Origin of the sequence: Streptomyces cynarae (assembly GCF_025642135.1) — a bacterium.
Classification (GTDB): Bacteria; Actinomycetota; Actinomycetes; order Streptomycetales; family Streptomycetaceae; genus Streptomyces; species Streptomyces cynarae.
Genome location: NZ_CP106793.1, coordinates 1,304,160 through 1,321,680 on the forward strand (window position 1 = coordinate 1,304,160; position 17,521 = coordinate 1,321,680).

Consider the following 17,521-nt stretch of genomic DNA (forward strand, 5'->3'; position numbering starts at 1 on the left):
AAGTCGCTCTCCCGGGACTGACCTACGGTGATCGGCACCATCCACCGTCAGATCCCGCGCTGACGAACTCAACCGCACGCACAGTCGCAGACAGGGGGCGGCATGAGACACCCTCTCCCCGGTACCGCGGACGAGAGGTCGGTCGCCCACAGGACCGAGATCATCGTCTCCGTGGCCGACGAACCGCCGATACCGCTCCCTGCCGAGCTCCGCTATGACATGAGCGACCCGTATGCCGTGCGCCTGTCCCTGGGCGCCCCCGACGCCCACTCCGTCGACTGGGTGTTCGCCCGCTCACTCCTCGCGGACGGTGTTCGCCGGTCCGCGGGGATCGGGGAGGTGGTGGTGATCCCGCCGCACCGGTGCCACCCGGACACGCTCCGCATCCTGCTCAGGACGCGGACCGGGGCGGCGGTCCTCGAGGTCGGGATCCGGGCGGTCACGGCCTTTCTGCGACGCGCCGACACGATGGTGCCGCCAGGGACCGAGCACCGTCACATCGACCTGGACGGCGTCGTCGCCAGGCTCACGGCCGGCAGCGAGTGACACCCCGGCGCCCCTGACCCCACCAGCCCGGCGCCCCTGGCCCCACCAGGGACTCGGTGCGCTCAGCGGCACCTCATCGTGCGCTCCCGGGCAACCCGTCCTCCGTTCCCGCGCCTAACGTCGGCCACGTATTCACGGCACCGCATCGCAGGAGGCACGTCATGACCACCGGTTCCCATCCCACGAGCAGCCAGCCGTGGCTGCATCAGAAGGGCGAGGTCATCCAGGAGTTCGGGACCGTCAAGCAGTTCCCCGTCGCGCTGTCCTACGACGCGCGCATGTACTCCTGCCAGCGCCTGAACAAGGCCCTGGCCGACACCCAGATCCTCTACAGCCTCTACAAGAAGCACCACTGGCTCCTGCGCGGCGCGACCTTCTACCAGCTGCACCTGCTCCTGGACAAGCACGCGGAGCAACAGCTGGAGCTCGTCGACACGATCGCCGAGCGGGTCCAGACCCTGGGCGGCGTCGCGGTGGGCGACCCCCGGCACGTCGCGGAGATCACCTCCATTCCGCGTCCGCCGGACGGCGTCGAGGAGGTCCCGGCCATGCTCTCCCGGCTGCTGGAAGCCCACGAGGCCATCCTCGCGGACGCGCATGACGCGGCCGCCCGGACCGCCGACCTGGGCGACGACGGCACCAACGACCTGCTGGTCTCGCAGGTGATCCGCACCGGCGAGCTACAGGCCTGGTTCCTGGCCGAGCACCTGGTCGACACCCCCCTGGTCCGCTCCTGAACGGAACGCGCCGCCCACACCGCACCGGGCGCGGCAGCCGGCCGCGTCGCGTGGGGCCCACGCCGGGGGCCCGCCCGACGAGAGACGAGCGACGAGGAGAGCGATGAACAGCCGGGGAAGCCGCTCCGGGAGCCCCGCGCTGAGCCGCATCCCCGGTCCCCGTCCCCACATGCCGATGCGGTGGGGGCGGGGGCCGGGCACCGGCATGCCGGGCCGGGACCCGAGTGAGCCGCACCGGACCGCCACGTCCCTGGAGCTCCTGTTCGACCTGTGCTTCGTCATCGCGGTGGCCCAGGCGTCCCACAGTCTGAACACGGCGGTGACCGCCGGGGACTACACCGGCGGGTGCCTGCGCTTCGCCCTGGTCTTCTTCACGATCTGGTGGGCGTGGATGAACTTCACGTGGTTCGCCTCCGCCTACGACCCGGACGACGTCCCCTACCGGTTGACGGTGCTCGTCCAGATCACCGGGTCCCTCGTTCTCGCCGCCGGCGTACCCCGGGCGTTCGCGGAAGGTGATCTGCGCGTCATCACGCTGGGATACGTGGTGCTGCGAGTGACGCTGGCCGCTCTGTGGCTGCGGGCCGCCCGGTCCGATCGGCGCCGGAGGCGGACCGCTCTGCGGTTCGCGGCCGGGGTGACGGCCTGTCAGGTCGGCTGGGTGGGGCTGCTGTTCCTTCCTGCGCCGGCGCGACTGCCCGGCATCATCGTGATGATCGTCGCGGAGGTCTCCGTCCCCGTGTGGGCGCAGTCCGCCGGTATGACGCCGTGGCACCCGCATCACATCGCCGAGCGCTACGAACTGTTCACCCTCATCGTGCTCGGTGAGTCCGTCGCGGCCGCCACCACGGCGGTACGGGACGCGTTCGACCGGCACCACAGCGCGTGGGCGCTGTACGCCCTGGCGGCGGGCGGTCTGCTCATGGTCTTCGCCATGTGGTGGCTGTACTTCGCCCGCCCGGCGCACACGCTGCTCGCCACCACGCACCAGGCCCACCGCAGGAGATTCACCTGGGCGTACGGCCACTACCTGATCTTCGCCTCGGCGACCGCCTCGGGAGCCGGGCTGGCGGCGTACGCCCAGTTGGCGACGCGGCGCACCGATGTCTCCGCCCCGGCGGCGGGCGCGGCCGTCACCGTCCCGGTGGCGATCTTCCTGATCACGGTGTGGGCCGTCCATGTCCGGCCGCACCGACGCGGTGGGCTCGAACGACTTCTGTTCCCCGCTTGCACCGTCGCGGTCCTGGCGGCCGCCTGCTCCCCGGCACCGGCGCTCGTCGCCGGACTGCTGCTGGCCGCTCTCGTCGCCGTGGTCACGGCGACCGACCGCTCCGGACGCGCGGCGCAGGTGAAGCGGTGACGCGGAGACTGTGCCCGGCGCGGCCGGTCTTCACCGTGCCGGTGCCGAATCGCTTCGGGTTTGGGCCTCCCCGGCCTGGCGCGGTGCGCGGGCGCGCCCTGCGGGAGTTGCCAGAATCCGGGCCATGTTCGCTGCTTACATCGAAGAGTTCGGCGGCCCGGAGGCGATCCGCTGCGGCCATCTGCCCGCACCCCGCCCCGGACCGACCGATGTCCTGGTGAACGTCGAGGTGACCGCCGTGAACCAGGTCGACACGTTCGTCCGCTCCGGCGCCTGGCGGACCCCGGTCCCCTGGCCGTTCGTCGTAGGCCGCGATCTGGTGGGTACGGTGGCCGAGACCTCGCCGGGAGCCCCCGGGTTCACCGTCGGCGACCGGGTGTGGTGCAACAGCATGGGGCACGCGGGACGCTCCGGCGCCGCGGCCGAACAGGTCGTGGTGCCGGCGGACCGGCTCTACCACCTGCCCGCGGGCGTCGAACCGAACTCCGCCGTGGCGGTGGCGCATCCTGCGGCCACCGCCCATCTGGCGCTGTTCACCCACGGGCGCCTGCGCTACGGAGAGACCGTGGTCGTGCTGGGCGGTGGGGGAACGTCGGCAGCGCCCTGACGCTGATGGCCGCCCGGGCGGGTGCCCGCGTCGTCGCCACCGCGAGCGCCCGTGACGCCGGGCGCGTGCGTGCGCTGGGCGCGGCGGAGGTGGTCGACCACCACGAAGCCGACGTGCTCCCGCGTCTGCGGCAGGCGTGTCCCGGGGGCGCGGATCTGTTCCTCGACACGTCGGCGGCCAACGACCTGGAGACCGCCGTGGATCTGCTCGCCCGACGCGGGCGGATCGTCGTGTTCTCCGGGATGAGGAGCCGACCGCCGCTGCCCACCGGAGCGCTCTACCTCAAGGACGGTTCGGTCACCGGGTTCACGATCTCCCACGCGACGACCGCCGAACTCGCCGAGGCCGCGGTCGGAGTCGGCCGGCTGCTCGCCGACGGCTCACTGCGTCCGCCGGCCGTCGTCACCATGCCTCTGGAGGAGGCGGCGACGGCCCACCGCCTGCTGGAGTCGGGAGACGTGCGCGGGAAGATCGTCCTGAGCGTCACATCGAAGGACGCAGCCCGGTAGACCGTCTGTCCTCACGCGGATGCGCGTTGGAAGCGCAGGGTGGCGTCGACGGTGGTCAGGCCACGCATCATGCCCATCTGGTTCCAGGTCAGACCGAACTGGGCGCGGTCCACCGTGAATGCGGCGGTGAGGGTGACCGCGTCGGGTCCGGCCTGGGTGACGGTGGCGGTGACGGTCTGCGGCCGGGTGATGCCGCGTACGGTCAGCCGACCGTGGACGGTGACGGTGTCGTCGCCACTCCGGGTGGCGTCAAGGACGTCGAAGACGATGGCGGGGAACTGGTCCGCGGCGAAGAAGTCGTCGGAACGCAGGTGCGCGTCGCGCTTGGCGTGCTTGGTGTCCAGGGAGGCGGCGTCCAGGCTGACGGTGCCCGCGGCGGTGCCGTCCGGGCGCACCTCTCCTCGGCCGGTGACCGAGGTGAAGGTGCCCTTGACGGTGACCAGGCCCCACATCGTCCTGTGCTTCAGGGCGACGGTGGAGGCGGCGGAGTCGAGCACGAAGAGGCCGGTTTCGACGGCAGCGGTGGTCATGGGGATCTCCTGACAGCGGAGGGTGGCCGGGAGGGACGGTCACCATCTCATCCAAATTTGAACAGCACCGTAGCAGGTGATTCGAATTTGGACCATCGCTCGGCGGCGAGATCGTTCAGATTTGGAACACTGTTATCCTGGAGGGCATGGCCGATCACTCCGCTCCCGCCGCCTCGTCCGACGACGCGTCGACGGACGGCAGCGACCTGCTGCCGGACGAGCTGCGCACCTACATGCGGGTGGTGGCCGCCACCGGAGCGATCGAGCAGCAGCTGCGCGCGCACGTCAAGAAGACCCTCGGGGTCTCGCACGACGAGTTCCTGGTGCTGTGCCTGCTCGCGGACCAGCCGGGCACCACGCTGCGCATGACGCGGATCGCCGAACTCCTCGGCCGCCCGAAGACACGACTGACCTACCAGGTCGGCTGCCTGCACCACATGGGTCTCGTCACCCGTGAGTCGGTCTGCGGCGACCGGCGCGGTATCGCGCTCACCCTCACGGACAAGGGCCGGCGGCTGCTCGCGGAGAACACCCCCGCCCTCACCCAGGTCCTGGTCAGCCTGATCGGCCCGGCCCAGTGCGCGGCCCTGACCGACCTGCTCGCCCAGGCGTCCCACCCCGCCGACGAAGGCGGACACGCACAGGACCCCGCCACCTAGCGCTTGGCCGTTCAGGCGCCCCCGAGGGCCCGAGGGCGGGCGGTGGAGGCGCGGACGACGAGTTCGACCGGTGGATCACTCGCGGGCGCCGGCTCCGCGTCCGGTTTCTCGATGGCCTGCACCAGAAGCCGCAGCCCCTCCCGCGCCACAGCGTCGAAGGGCTGGCGCACCGTGGTCAACGGAGGAGTCACATACGCGGAGACGGGGCTGTCGTCGAACCCGACGACACTCACGTCCTCCGGCACCCGCAGGCCCGCCTCCGCCAGCGCACGGATCAGACCGATGGCCATGTCGTCATTCGCCGCGAACACCGCCGTCACATCCCCCTCGCCGACAAGCTCACGACCCGCCGCATACCCGGACGCGGCCGACCAGTCACCCTCGACGACCGCAGGCTGATCCCTGCCACGCGCCACCAGCGCCGCACGCCACCCCTCAAGCCGGTCCCGAGCAGCAAACCACCGCCCAGGACCCGCAACGTGATGCACCGTCTGATGCCCCAGATCAAGCAGATGCTCCGTGGCCGCACACGCCAGCAACTGCGCCCCCACCCCCGCGGCCACCACCCGGGGACCGCCGAACGCGGCGGGCGCACCAAGGACGAGAACCGGCACATCGACACCCACCGAGACCTCACCCTCGTCGATGGGCTCGGAAACCACGATGCCGTCCACACCCTGCTCGAGCAGCGACTCCACCGCCCCCGCGACTCCCCCAGCCTCACCCTCCAGCGTGTTCACCACCCGAAGCGCATAGCCCGCATCCCGCGCGGCACGCTCGATACCGATGAGCAGCGAGGCAGGACCGTACAAGGCCGTACCCAACGCGACCACACCGATGGACCGGGTCCGCCCGGAGGCCAGCGCCCGGGCCGCACCGTTCACCCGGTAACCGAGCCCCTCCGCGGCCTCGAGCACCCGCCGACGCACCTCGGCCGAGACATACCGCTCACCATTGAAGACCCGGGACACCGTCTTCTGCGACACACCCGCCAGACGCGCCACATCCACACTCCGCGGCGCGGCAGGACCCGCACCCCGCCCTCCCACTCGCGTCATGACGTCTCCGATTTCCCCGGCGGCGTGATCCTACCCGGTCGGCCGTATGACGGCGCCGTCATGATTGCGTCATCACCTGCACGCGCCCGGATCGGACGGGTCACCCGGCGCCATTGCCGCGCCCCGCCGGGGTGAACACCCATATGGGTGACTTGTCACTCACCCCACCGGGGTACGGAACGAGGAATACTGCCCTGTTCAGCGCCACTGTCGTTTCGTGGCGATCGAATACGAGTGGCAACTTGAGTATGTCCGACACAAACTGAAGCGCGTGGAGCCGTGATCAGATAAGAGTGCGCGACACCGTGGCTTCCGGATTGCTCGGTCCGGGCACTGCCGAGCACGGAAGACACCGGACCGGTCACCTGTGGTCGGTGGTTGTCGGATTTCCTCAAGGAGCTTGAATGGTAGACAAGTCTGCCGAGGCGCTCGTCCTCGGTCAGGACGAACCCGCGATCGCCCGGCGCGGCGGCGCCGGCCCGGCGAGGGACACCGAGAGGAAATTCGCCGAAGTCCTGGCCGATGTCGTCGACGTCGACATCGAAAGCGTATCGTCCGACAGTCATTTTTTCGAGGATCTCGGTGCCAATTCATTGGTGATGGCGCAATTCTGCGCACGGGTCAGGAAGCGCCCGGACCTTCCGTCCGTCTCGATGAAGGACATCTACCGCAACCCCACGGTCCGCTCTCTGGCGGCGGCCCTCGTGGACGCCGTACCGGCTCCCTCCGACTCCCCCACGCCGGCGACACCACCGGCACGGACGCCGGCTCCGGCTCCGGCTCCGGCTCCGGCTCCGGCTCCGGCTCCGGCTCCGGCTCCGGGGAGTACGCCGCGTTACGTCCTCTGCGGCGCACTCCAGTTGCTGTTCTTCCTGGGCTACTCCTTCGTCACCGGACTCGTCGCGGCCAAGGGCTACGACTGGGTCTCCGACGGTTCGGGCGTGGCCGACGTCTATCTCCGCTCGGTCGTCTTCGGCGGCCTCGGCTTCCTGACCCTGTGCGCGTTCCCGATCGTCGCCAAATGGGTTCTCATCGGTCGCTGGAAGCCCCGTGAGTTCCCCGTCTGGAGCCTGACCTACCTACGCTTCTGGATCGTCAAGGCGCTGCTCCACGCCAATCCGATGATCCTCTTCGTCGGGAATCCGCTGTACGTCGTGTACCTGCGGGCGCTCGGCGCACGGATCGGCAAGGGCGTCACGATCCTCTCCCGGTCCGTGCCGGTCTGCACCGACCTGCTCACGATCGGCGCCGGATCCGTGATCCGCAAGGACGCCTTTCTCCTCTGCTACCGGGCGCACGCCGGACGCATCCAGACCGGCCGCATCACGCTCGGCCGGGACGTGTACATCGGCTCGAAGACCGTGCTCGACATCGACACGTCGATGGGCGACGGAGCCCAGCTCGGCCACGCGTCCGCCCTGTACCGCGGGCAGACCGTCCCGGCGGGCGAGCGCCATCACGGGTCACCGGCCCAGCGCACGGACATCGACCACGTCAGGGTCGCGCCGGCCAGGTGCGGCACGCCGCGCCGGGCCTGGTTCGCCCTCGTCAGCCTGCTCCAGCTGTTTCTGCTGTACATCCCGCTGGCGGTCGGCGGTCTGTACATGCTCTTCACCTGGATCCCCGTGCTCGACGACCGGCTGAACCCGGACGACGTCGGCATCCTGACGACGGAGTTCGCCGTCGACACGCTGCTGCTGTCACTGGGGCTGTTCTTCGGTTTCGTCGTGGTGGGTCTCGCCGCCTTGTTCACCGTGCCGCGTCTGCTGCACCTGGCCGTCAAGCCCGACAAGGTGTATCCGCTCTACGGCTTCCAGTACGCGGCGTTCCGGGCGGTCTCCGGTATGACGAACATCAAGTTCTTCGCTTGGCTGTTCGGTGACAGTTCCTACATCGTCCCTTACCTGCTCGGCCTCGGATACAACCTGTCCCGTGTCGAGCAGACCGGGTCGAACTTCGGCACCGAAGTACAGCACGAGACCCCGTACATGGCGACGGTCGGCAGCGGCACAATGGTGGCCGACGGGCTCTCCATCCTCAATGCGGACTTCTCCAGTACGTCCTTCCGGGTGTCCCGGGCGTCGATCGGCGCGCGCAACTTCCTCGGAAACAACATCGTGTATCCGGCGGGGGCGAGAACGGGCGACAACTGTCTGCTCGCCACGAAGGTCATGGTCCCGCTCGACGGAGAAGTCCGCGAAGGCGTCGGACTGCTCGGCTCCCCCTGTTTCGAGATTCCGCGGACGGTGGAGCGCGACACACGGTTCGACCATCTCAGAACCGGGGAAGAGCTGCGTCGCCGACTGTCCGCCAAGAACCGCTACAACCTCCGCTCGATGGCGCTGTTCCTGTTCGTGCGCTGGCTGCACACCTTTGTGCTCACGGCGATCGCTCTCGCCTCCGTCGACCTGTACGGAGTGCTGGGGTACGTGGTGATCTCCGGTTATCTGGCACTCACGCTCGCGTTCACCGCGTTCTATTGGGTTTTGGTGGAGCGTTGCTTCACGTTGTTCCGTCCGCTCCGTCCCCAGTTGTGCTCCATCTACGACCCGAATTTCTGGTACCAGGAGCGCCTGTGGAAGGTGCCGTCCGCACACCTCAACGTCTTCAACGGAACCCCCTTCAAGAACGTGATCTGGCGGCTGCTGGGGGTGCGCATCGGGCGCAGGGTCTTCGACGACGGCTTGTATGTGACGGACCGGATGCTCGCCGCCATCGGCGACGACTGCACGCTCAACGCCGGCTCCAAGGTCCAGTGCCATTCGCAGGAGGACGGCACCTTCAAGTCCGACCACTCCGCGCTCGGTGCCGGCTGCACCCTCGGGGTCGGCGCCCATGTGCACTACGGCGTGACGGTGGGCGACGGCGCCGTCCTGGCTCCCGACTCCTTCCTCATGAAGGGCGAGGAAGTCCCCCCGAACGCCCTGTGGGGCGGGAACCCAGCCGTCGAGTTGTCCCCTGCGCCGGGCGACGGCAGCGGATCGACGACGGCGACAGGCACGCCCTCGGCGACCGGCGCCGCCACGACGGCGAGTTGAGGAACTTCAGGAAGACCGATCGATGGGAGCGCTCGTGGAAGCGGACCGGGAGTACTGGCGCGGCGTGCTGACCGCCGGTGGTTTCACCGCGGTACCCCGCTGGGTGCGGGAGCCGGTGGCGGGTACGGCCGAGCAGGAGACGGTACTGCCGGACGACATCGCCGCAGCGGTGCGCGGGCTGGCGGACGTGCTGCGGGTGCCGGTGAGTTCCGTGCTGCTGGCGGCGCACGCCAAGGTGCTGGCCGCGCTGTCGGGTGAGCGCGAGGTGGTGACGGGCTACGCCGCCGGAGCGGCGGGCGGGCCGCTGCCGTGCCGTCTGACGGTCGCCCCCGGGTCGTGGCGCGAACTGGTGCTCGACGCCCACCGCGTCGAGGCCGAGGTGCTGGCTCACGGGGACTTCCCGGTGGACGCGCTGCGCCGGGAGCTGGGGCTCTCCGAGCCGTCGTACGAGGTCGTGTTCGACCCCACGGGCGCCGGGCACGGGTCGTTCGACGACGCCGTGCTGGGCGTGGGCTTCAGTGACCGGGGCGGGCGGCCGGTGGTGCGGGTGCGGTACCGGACGGACGTCCTGGACGCCGAGTGCGCGGCCCGGATCGGCGGCTACCACCTGACCGCGCTGCGGCTGATCGCGGCCGACCCGGACGCCGGGCACGCGCGGCAGAGCCTGCTGTCGGCGGAGGAGATGCTGTACCAGCTCGAAGGACTGGCCGGACCGCACCGGCCCCTGCCCGACATCCGGGCGCACGAGCTGTTCGAGCAGCGGGTGCGGGCCCACCCCGAGGCGGTGGCCGCAGTGCACGGCGACCGCCAGTGGACGTACGCGGAGCTGAACGCGCGCGCGAACCGGCTCGCACGGGCCCTTCTGGCTCGTGGACTCGGCCGGGAGGACGTCGTGGCGGTGGTCACCGAACGCGACCTCGACTGGCTGGCGTCGGTGTTGGCGGTGTTCAAGGCCGGAGGCGCCTACCTGCCCATCGAGCCTCACTTCCCGGCGGGCCGTATCGGGACGACGTTGTCGCGCGCCGGATGCCGGCTGGTGCTCACCGAGTCCGGCAGCACCCACACCCTCGACCAGGCCCTCGCCACACTGCCGGGCGTCGAGAAGCTGCCGGTCGAGACGGCGTACGCGGAGGAGCACGCCGAGGACGACCTCGGCGTCAAGGTGAGCGCCGACCAGCTCGCGTACATCTACTTCACCTCCGGCTCCACCGGCGAGCCCAAGGGGGCGATGTGCGAGCACGCGGGCATGCTCAACCACCTCCACGCCAAGATCGAGGATCTGGGGATCGGCCAGGGGCGGGTGGTGGCGCAGACGGCCCCGCAGTGCTTCGACATCTCGCTGTGGCAGTTGCTGTCCGCGCTGCTGGTCGGCGGGCGGACGCTGCTGGTCGAGCAGGACGTGGTCGTGGATGTGGAGCGGTTCGTCGACACCCTGGTCCGCGGCCGGGTCGGGGTGGTCCAGGTCGTGCCCTCCTATCTGGAGGTGGTGGTGTCGTACCTGGAACGGCATCCCCGCGAGCTGCCGGACCTGACGTGTGTGTCGGTCACCGGTGAAGCCCTGAAACGGGAGCTGGTGCAGCGCTGGTTCGCGATCCAGCCGGGCATCGGACTGCTCAACGCCTACGGGCTGACCGAGACCTCGGACGACACCAACCACGAGGTCCTTCACCGGGTGCCCGAACGGGTACTGCTCGGGCGTCCCGTCAGCAACGTGCGCGTCTACGTCGTCGACGAGCATCTGTCGCTGGTGCCGCTGGGCGCCCCCGGGGTGATCGCGTTCTCCGGGGTGTGCGTGGGGCGGGGGTACGTCAACGATCCCGAGCGGACCCGCCAGGCGTACCTGCGGGATCCGTACCGGCCCGGCGAGCGCCTCTACCTCGGAGGTGACTGGGGGCGCTGGCATCCCGACGGCAAGCTGGAGTTCCTGGGCCGCCGGGACAACCAGGTCAAGATCCGCGGTTTCCGCATCGAGATCGGCGAGATCGAGAACACGCTGCTGCGCGTGCCCGGGGTGCGCGACGGAGCGGTGGTCACCGCCGAACTGGCCGGTGGCAGCACGCACCTGATCGCCTTCCACACCGGCCGGCACCTGGAGGCGGAGGCGCTGCGCGAGGCGCTGGGCGCCGTCCTGCCCGCCTACATGGTCCCGACAGCCTTCCACTGGCAGGACAGCCTGCCGCTGACCGCCAACGGCAAGATCGACCGGAAGGCCCTGACCGCGCTGGCGGAACGGACCGAGCCGGCCGCGGACGCCGACCGGGTCGGGGAGGAGGACCGTGCCCCGTGCACCCCGACCGAGCGGAAACTGGCGGCGGCCTGGGCCGAGCTGCTGGGCGTCCCCGAGCACCGGATCGGCCGGCAGGACCACTTCTTCGACTCCGGCGGAACCTCCCTGTCGGCGGTCAAGCTCACCATCGCCCTGGACCGCGCGGTGTCCCTGAAGGACATCACCCGGCACCCGGTGCTCGCCGACCTCGCCGCCCTCCTGGACGGCACCGCCCCCCAGCGCCCGGAGCTGCTGCAACCGCTGTCGCAGCCGGACGGTGTGCCGCAGTGCGCCCTGGTCTGCTTCCCGTACGCGGGCGGCAACGCGGTCAACTTCCGTCCGATGGCCGGTGCCCTGGCGGACGGCGGGCCCGCGGTGTACGCCGTCGAACTGCCCGGTCACGACCTGGCTGCCACCAGTGAGCCGTTCGCGCCGATCGGCCAGGTGGCCGAGCAGGTCGTCGCCGAGCTCGCCGGGCGTGGCCTGACCAGGGTCATGCTGTGGGGCCACTCCTCGGGCACCGCGCTGGCGCTGGAGACGGCGAGGAGACTGCGGGAGCGCGGAGTGGACGTGCCACGGGTGTTCCTCGGTGCCCAGCTGCTCGGCACAGCGGCCGAGCGGCGAGCCGCCGTCGCCGAGCTGACGCAGCGGAGCAACGCCGAGATCGCCGCCCGACTGAGCGCGGACAGCGGCTACACCGAGCTGGATGAGCTGAGCGCACCGCACGCCGAACACGTCGGCGCCGCCTACCGGCACGACTGCATCGCTGCGCACCACTACTTCGCCGACGCGCTGGAAGCCCCGCCCCCGGTGCGGCTGTCCGCGCCCGTCACCGTGGTCGTCGCCGCCGACGACCCGAACACGGCGGACCACCGCGACCGGTACCGCGACTGGCAGCTGCTGGCCGAACACGTGGAGCTGCGGGAACTGCCCGACGGCGGCCACTACTTCCCGCGCACCCGCCCGGACGCGGCGGCAGGTGCCGTTCTGGGCGCGACCGAACTGCTCTCCTCGTCATGAGTCCCTGTCTCTCCGTCAGACCTCACGTCCCCTGTCAGCCCCCGCCTCTCCATCAGCCTCCATGCGGGGCAACGAAAGGAAGAACTGAGATGTCGTCATCGTCCCTGGCCTCACTGCCCGAAGTGGCACTGCAGCCGGGCAAACCGCCGATCCTGCGCATCGAGGCCCCCGGTGACGCGGTGAGCTGGGCGGCCGAGAACCGGGAAGCGCTGCGCGCGCGGGTCGCCGAGCACGGCGCACTGCTCGTCCGAGGCCTGGGGCTGAAGGAGACGGAGCGGGTCGGCGCCGTCTTCACCGCGCTGGCCGGGGAGCTGATGACGGAGCGGGAGGCCTTCGCGCCCCGGCAGACCCACGGCCCCCGGCTGTACTCCTCCGCGACCTGGCCGGCCAACCAGCCGATGTGCATGCACCACGAGCTGAGCTACACCCTCCAGTGCCCCGGCCTGATGCTGTTCGCGTGCCTGACCGCGCCCGATCAGGGCGGGGCGACCGCGGTGGCAGACGCGGAAGAGGTACTGCGGGCACTGCCCGACGAGATCAGCGAGCGGTTCGAGCGTGAGGGCTGGCTGCTCACCCGCAGCTACAACGACGAGATCGGGGCGTCCCTGACCGAGTCGTTCGGCACCGAGGACCGGGCCGCCATCGAGCGTTACTGCCGCGAGAACGCCATCGACACCGACTGGCTGCCCGACGGCTCGCTGCGCACCCGGCAGCGGCGCGCCGCCGTGGTGCGGCACCCGGTGACCGGACGGCGCTGCTGGTTCAACCAGATCGCCTTCCTCAACGAATGGACGCTCGCGCCGGAGGTGCGGGAGTACCTGGTGGACGAGTACGGGGAGGACGGGCTGCCGTTCAACACCCGCTTCGGAGACGGCAGTCCCATCGGAGAGGACATCGTCGACCTGCTCAACACCACCTATGAGCAGCACACGCGTCGCGAGCCCTGGCAGGCGGGCGACGTGATGCTGGTCGACAACATCCGCACCGCACACAGCAGGGAGGCCTACTCCGGGGACCGCCAGGTGCTGGTCGCCATGGCCGAGCCGCGCCGCGTGGCCGACTGCTGCCCGAGCCCGGAGGTGACCCGGCGATGACCGTTCTGTCGTCCCCCGCCGCCCAGCCCACGCCCGACCACACGGCAACGCCCACCTTCGCGGTGATTCCCGGCGCGCAGGTGAGGCAGGCACTCGACGGGCGCGAACAGCAGGTCGTGGACCTGGTCGAGGCCACCTACCGGCTGCACGGCGCCGGGGACTCGGTCAATCCCCCGTCCTACTTCCTGCGCTTCCCCGACCGCCCGTCCTCCCGGATCATCGCGCTGCCGGCCTCCATCGGCGGGCTGAACCGTGTGGACGGCATGAAGTGGATCTCCAGCTTCCCGGCCAACGTCTCGTCCGGGCTGCCCCGGGCCTCCGCGGTGCTCATCCTCAACGACCACGAGACCGGCTATCCGTTCGCCTGCCTGGAGAGTTCCATCATCAGCGCCACCAGGACCGCGGCGTCCGCGGCACTGGCGGCCGACCGGCTCAGCCGCGGCCGGTCCCGCCCGAGGCGGGTCGGCTTCTTCGGCACCGGCCTGATCGCCCGCTACATCCACACCTTCCTGGCGGGCACCGGCTGGACCTTCGACACGATCGGCCTGCACGACCTGTCCGCCGACAGCACGGCCGGCTTCCGCGGTTACCTGGAGCAGGCGGACGTGACCGGCGAGGTCACGGTCCACGACAGCGCCGAGGCGCTGATCCGCTCGAGCGACCTGGTCGTCTTCGCCACCGTCGCCGGTAAGCCACACGTCACCGAGCCGGCCTGGTTCGCGCACCACCCCCTGGTGCTGCACGTGTCCCTGCGCGACCTCGCCCCCGAGGTCCTGCTCGCGTCCGCCAACGTCGTCGATGACGTCGAGCACTGTCTGAAAGCCGACACCTCCCCCCATCTGACCGAGCAGCTCACGGGCGGCCGCGACTTCCTCGACGGCACCCTCGACGACGTCATGACCGGACGGGTGACCCTGCCGGACGACCGGACGGTGATCTTCTCGCCGTTCGGACTCGGCGTCCTCGACCTCGCCGTCGGCAAGTACGTCTACGACGAAGTGGCGCGCTCCGGACACCTCCACCTCATCGACCACTTCTTCCACGATCTGCGCCGCTACGGCTGAAGGCATCCCTCAGCCCTGGCATCAGGAGGCCACCGTGCCTGTCATCTCCGCTCCCCATGCCTTCAACGAGAGCCAGCTGTACGTCGACCTGCGGTCGATCTTCGGCCGCCCCCTCTACCTGAAGTGCGAGGGCTTCAACTTCGCCGGTTCGATCAAGTTGAAGGCCGCGACCGAGATGGTCGAAGCCGCCGAGAGGGACGGCCTCCTGACGCCGGATTCGATACTGGTCGAGTCCTCGTCGGGGAACCTGGGCGTGGCGCTCAGCATGATCGCCGCGAGCAAGGGCTACCGGTTTCTGTGTGTGACGGACTCCCGTTGCAACCTGTCGACCAGGCTGCTGATGGAGGCCCTGGGCAGCAAGGTGCACATCATCTCCGACCTGGACGCCAACGGCGGGTTCCTCGGCGCGCGGATCGAGTACGTCCGCGCGTTGTGCGACACCGACGACCGGTACGTGTGGCTCAGCCAGTACACCAACCCGGGCAACTGGCGTGCGCACTACCGCAAGACGGCTCCGGAGATCGCCTCCCAGTTCCCGCGCCTTGACGTGCTGTTCGTCGGGGCGGGCACCACCGGGACGCTGATGGGCTGCGCGCGCTACTTCCGCCAGTGGCACCGGCCGGTGCACATCGTCGCGGTGGACGCCGTGGGATCGGTGGCCTTCGGCGGCGAGCCGGGCCGCCGGATGATCCCGGGCCTCGGCATGAGCATGCGCCCGCCGCTGCTCGACGAGTCGTACGTCGACGAGGTGATCCGGGTCGAGGAGGCGGACACCATCCGTGCCTGCCACCGGCTGGCCCGGCGCGGGTTCCTCTTCGGAGGCTCCACCGGGACGGTGGTCAGCGGCGCCTTGGACTGGCTGTCCCGGCACGACACCCGGGACCTCACCGCGGTCGCCATCGCGCCGGACCTCGGCGAGCGCTATCTCGACACCATCTACCAGGCCAACTGGCTGCACGACCTGTATGGGGAACACATACTCGACTCCGAGGAGATGGCGACCGGTTCCCGCAAGAGTCCGGAGACCATGACGCGGACGACGGGCCGCCGACCGAAGTCGTAGCACGGCACGTCAGCGGCGCCCGCCGCCCCGGTGGGACTGTCGGCGCCGCTGCCGGACCGGGGGTGTCGTGCGGACTGCCCCCGGACGGCGGGCGGAGAGGCCCCGGGGCCGGTGCTCAGTCGGAGGCGCCGGCGGCCACCGGTTCCCGCGTCCGCAGGTGGTAGACGCGGAAGGCCCGCCCGATGACCGGCTGGGCGACGTTGCGCACCTTGACGCCGCCGGTGGTCATGCCGTGTTCCGTGCCGGCGTGCGCGTGCCCGTGCACCGCGAGGTCCGCGCCGGCCGTGTCGATCGCCTCGGCGAGCAGGTAGGTCCCGAGGAACGGATAGATCTCCAGGGGTTCGCCGGCCAGGGTCTCCGGCACGGGCGAATAGTGGGTGAGGGCGATCCGGGCGTCGCAGCCCTGCCCGTCCAGCTCCTCCAGCGCCTTGCGCAGGGCGTCGGCCGAGCGGCGCGAGGTCCGCACGAACTCCTTCATCAACGGCTCGCCGAACTCCCCGGCGCTGCGGCCGACGAATCCACCGCAGAACCCCTTGGTGCCGGCCACGCCGACGCGCGAGCCTCCGGCCTCCACGACGGTCCCTTCTCCCTCGAGGACCCGCACCCCGGCGTCCCGGAGGATGGCGGTGACCTCGTCCGGACGCTCGTCGTGGTGGTCGTGGTTGCCGAGCACCGCCACGACCGGGACCGTGAGGTCCTGGACCTCCCGGGCCACCACGCGGGCCTCCTCCGGCGTGCCGTGGCGGGTGAGGTCCCCGGCCAGCAGCAGCAGGTCCGCGCACTCGGGCAGGGACTCGAACGCCGGCCGCAGCACTCCCTGGCTGTCGGCTCCCATGTGGATGTCCCCGACGGCTGCCACGCGGATCATGTGAGCTCCTCCGCACGGTCGGGGGACGAGGTGTCCGCGACCACGATGTCGTAGTGGACCGGGATGCCGGCCAGTTCCTCGCGGACCATGCCGAGGATTTCGTCACGGCACTGAGCGGAGGCGACCGTGCCGGTCAGCAGCACCGCCTCGCCGCGCACCTCGACCCGCACCCCCAGCTCACCGGGGTGCCCCCCGGCCAGGTGCTCCAGGAGGTGGGCGACGCGGTACTCCGTGTTCAGAGCGGGGGCGGCACCGGGTGGTGCCTGCTCTCCGCCGTGCTGGGTCATGGTGCCTCCTTGCGCGGAGAGATGACGTTCAGACGTTCGAGGAGGAAGAAGAAGGCGGCGGGCATGGGTTCGTCGCCGCAGTCCTGCCGCACCCGCTCCCAGTCGACCTTCTCGCGCAGCGCGCGGGCGACGGGCAGCACCGCGCCGAAGTCGCAGTGGTGCTCGGAGAAGGCGGCGATCAGACTCCACAGCAGGTCGGTCGGGGACAGCACGGGCATGCGCACCGAGGCGACGGAGAGCTCCTGCGCCCGGGAGAGCATGTCCGTGGTGACGGGCCGGTGCGCCAGCTCGAAGATGACGTCGATGTCCTGGTCGAAGCACTTGGCCTTGAGCAGCCAGTCCTCCGGCGGCCGGTAGACGGTCAGACCGGCTTCGCTCAGCGTGTCCGCCACCGCTTCGGCGTCCTCGGGCCGCACGCAGAAGTCGGCGTCGTGCTGCAGGTTCTGGCTGCCGCCGTGGGCGTAGACGGCCACGCTCCCGGCCAGCGCGAACGCGTGCCCCTTGCCTTTGAGCACGGCGCCGACCCGTTTGGTCGCCTCGAGGATCGCCTGGTGGCGGTCGTGCGGTAGTTGCCGCCCCGGCTCCGGGCCGGACCGCTCGGAATTCGTCGTCGCCGGACGCAGTTCACGCACCTCCGATCGCCGGGCAGGGGTCGCGTGATCCCCGTGCTGTGTCATGGCCACTCCATTGCCGTCCCGGGCGGTGCCCGGTGCCGTCGCTGCCGGGCAGCCCTTCCGTGCCCGTCTGAGTACCCGGTCCTCCCCTCTCGACACAGGGCCGTCCGCGCCGCCCTCCGCCAGGCTCCGGGCCGATGG

General features: G+C 70.5%; 14 protein-coding genes and 1 pseudogene. 10 read left to right on the plus strand and 5 right to left on the minus strand.

Features of this window, described 5'->3' with window-relative positions; translation table 11 throughout:
- Positions 1-102 precede the first annotated feature (102 nt).
- The 4 genes and pseudogenes from N8I84_RS06200 to N8I84_RS06215 all read left to right on the plus strand — a co-directional run bounded on the left by N8I84_RS06200 (position 103) and on the right by N8I84_RS06215 (position 3,759).
- Positions 103-546, plus strand: coding sequence for an SsgA family sporulation/cell division regulator (locus N8I84_RS06200; protein WP_263228607.1), 444 nt, complete (start codon positions 103-105; stop codon positions 544-546).
- Positions 547-707: 161 nt separating this feature from the next.
- Entirely contained in the window at positions 708-1,283 is a 576-nt protein-coding gene (locus N8I84_RS06205) for a Dps family protein (RefSeq protein ID WP_263228608.1), read from the plus strand.
- 103 nt (positions 1,284-1,386) lie between these two features.
- Positions 1,387-2,643, plus strand: coding sequence for a low temperature requirement protein A (locus N8I84_RS06210; RefSeq protein WP_263228609.1), 1,257 nt, complete (start codon positions 1,387-1,389; stop codon positions 2,641-2,643).
- Between the two features lie 124 nt (positions 2,644-2,767).
- Positions 2,768-3,759: pseudogene (locus N8I84_RS06215) on the plus strand (NADPH:quinone reductase).
- 11 nt (positions 3,760-3,770) lie between these two features.
- Here N8I84_RS06215 and N8I84_RS06220 read toward each other — a convergent pair.
- Positions 3,771-4,289, minus strand: coding sequence for a YceI family protein (locus N8I84_RS06220; protein ID WP_263228610.1), 519 nt, complete (start codon positions 4,287-4,289; stop codon positions 3,771-3,773).
- 146 nt (positions 4,290-4,435) lie between these two features.
- On the opposite strand from N8I84_RS06220, the gene N8I84_RS06225 reads away from it, so the two are divergent.
- Positions 4,436-4,948, plus strand: a complete 513-nt coding sequence (locus tag N8I84_RS06225) for a MarR family winged helix-turn-helix transcriptional regulator (RefSeq protein ID WP_263228611.1) — start codon at positions 4,436-4,438, stop codon at positions 4,946-4,948.
- An 11-nt stretch (positions 4,949-4,959) separates the two neighbouring features.
- Here N8I84_RS06225 and N8I84_RS06230 read toward each other — a convergent pair whose 3' ends face one another.
- On the minus strand, positions 4,960-6,006 hold the full coding sequence (locus tag N8I84_RS06230) for a LacI family DNA-binding transcriptional regulator (RefSeq protein ID WP_263228612.1): 1,047 nt from the start codon (positions 6,004-6,006) through the stop codon (positions 4,960-4,962).
- A gap of 404 nt (positions 6,007-6,410) precedes the next feature.
- On the opposite strand from N8I84_RS06230, the gene N8I84_RS06235 reads away from it, so the two are divergent.
- The 5 genes from N8I84_RS06235 (at position 6,411) to sbnA (ending at position 15,551) form a co-directional block, all read left to right on the plus strand.
- Positions 6,411-9,044 (plus strand): Pls/PosA family non-ribosomal peptide synthetase, encoded by a 2,634-nt coding sequence (locus N8I84_RS06235; RefSeq protein WP_263228613.1) that lies wholly within the window; start codon positions 6,411-6,413, stop codon positions 9,042-9,044.
- Positions 9,045-9,066: 22 nt separating this feature from the next.
- Positions 9,067-12,330 carry a non-ribosomal peptide synthetase gene (locus N8I84_RS06240; protein WP_263228614.1) on the plus strand — a complete coding sequence of 1,088 codons (3,264 nt, stop codon included), beginning with the start codon at positions 9,067-9,069 and terminating at the stop codon, positions 12,328-12,330.
- Between the two features lie 89 nt (positions 12,331-12,419).
- Positions 12,420-13,424 carry a TauD/TfdA family dioxygenase gene (locus N8I84_RS06245; protein ID WP_263228615.1) on the plus strand — a complete coding sequence of 335 codons (1,005 nt, stop codon included), beginning with the start codon at positions 12,420-12,422 and terminating at the stop codon, positions 13,422-13,424.
- Positions 13,421-14,488, plus strand: a complete 1,068-nt coding sequence (sbnB, locus tag N8I84_RS06250) for a 2,3-diaminopropionate biosynthesis protein SbnB (protein ID WP_263228616.1) — start codon at positions 13,421-13,423, stop codon at positions 14,486-14,488. The genes N8I84_RS06245 and sbnB overlap by 4 nt, the downstream gene beginning before the upstream one ends.
- 34 nt (positions 14,489-14,522) lie before the next feature.
- Positions 14,523-15,551 (plus strand): 2,3-diaminopropionate biosynthesis protein SbnA, encoded by a 1,029-nt coding sequence (gene sbnA, locus N8I84_RS06255; protein WP_263228617.1) that lies wholly within the window; start codon positions 14,523-14,525, stop codon positions 15,549-15,551.
- Positions 15,552-15,666: 115 nt separating this feature from the next.
- Here the strand turns inward: sbnA and N8I84_RS06260 are convergent, their stop codons facing one another.
- The 3 genes from N8I84_RS06260 to N8I84_RS06270 are packed head-to-tail and all read right to left on the minus strand — an operon-like array spanning position 15,667 to position 17,383.
- Positions 15,667-16,419, minus strand: a complete 753-nt coding sequence (locus N8I84_RS06260) for a metallophosphoesterase family protein (protein ID WP_263228618.1) — start codon at positions 16,417-16,419, stop codon at positions 15,667-15,669.
- Positions 16,416-16,706 (minus strand): BON domain-containing protein, encoded by a 291-nt coding sequence (locus tag N8I84_RS06265; RefSeq protein ID WP_263228619.1) that lies wholly within the window; start codon positions 16,704-16,706, stop codon positions 16,416-16,418. Before N8I84_RS06265 ends, N8I84_RS06260 begins: the two co-directional genes overlap by 4 nt.
- Entirely contained in the window at positions 16,703-17,383 is a 681-nt protein-coding gene (locus N8I84_RS06270; RefSeq protein ID WP_263228620.1) for a nucleotidyltransferase family protein, read from the minus strand. Before N8I84_RS06270 ends, N8I84_RS06265 begins: the two co-directional genes overlap by 4 nt.
- Positions 17,384-17,521: the final 138 nt, after the last annotated feature.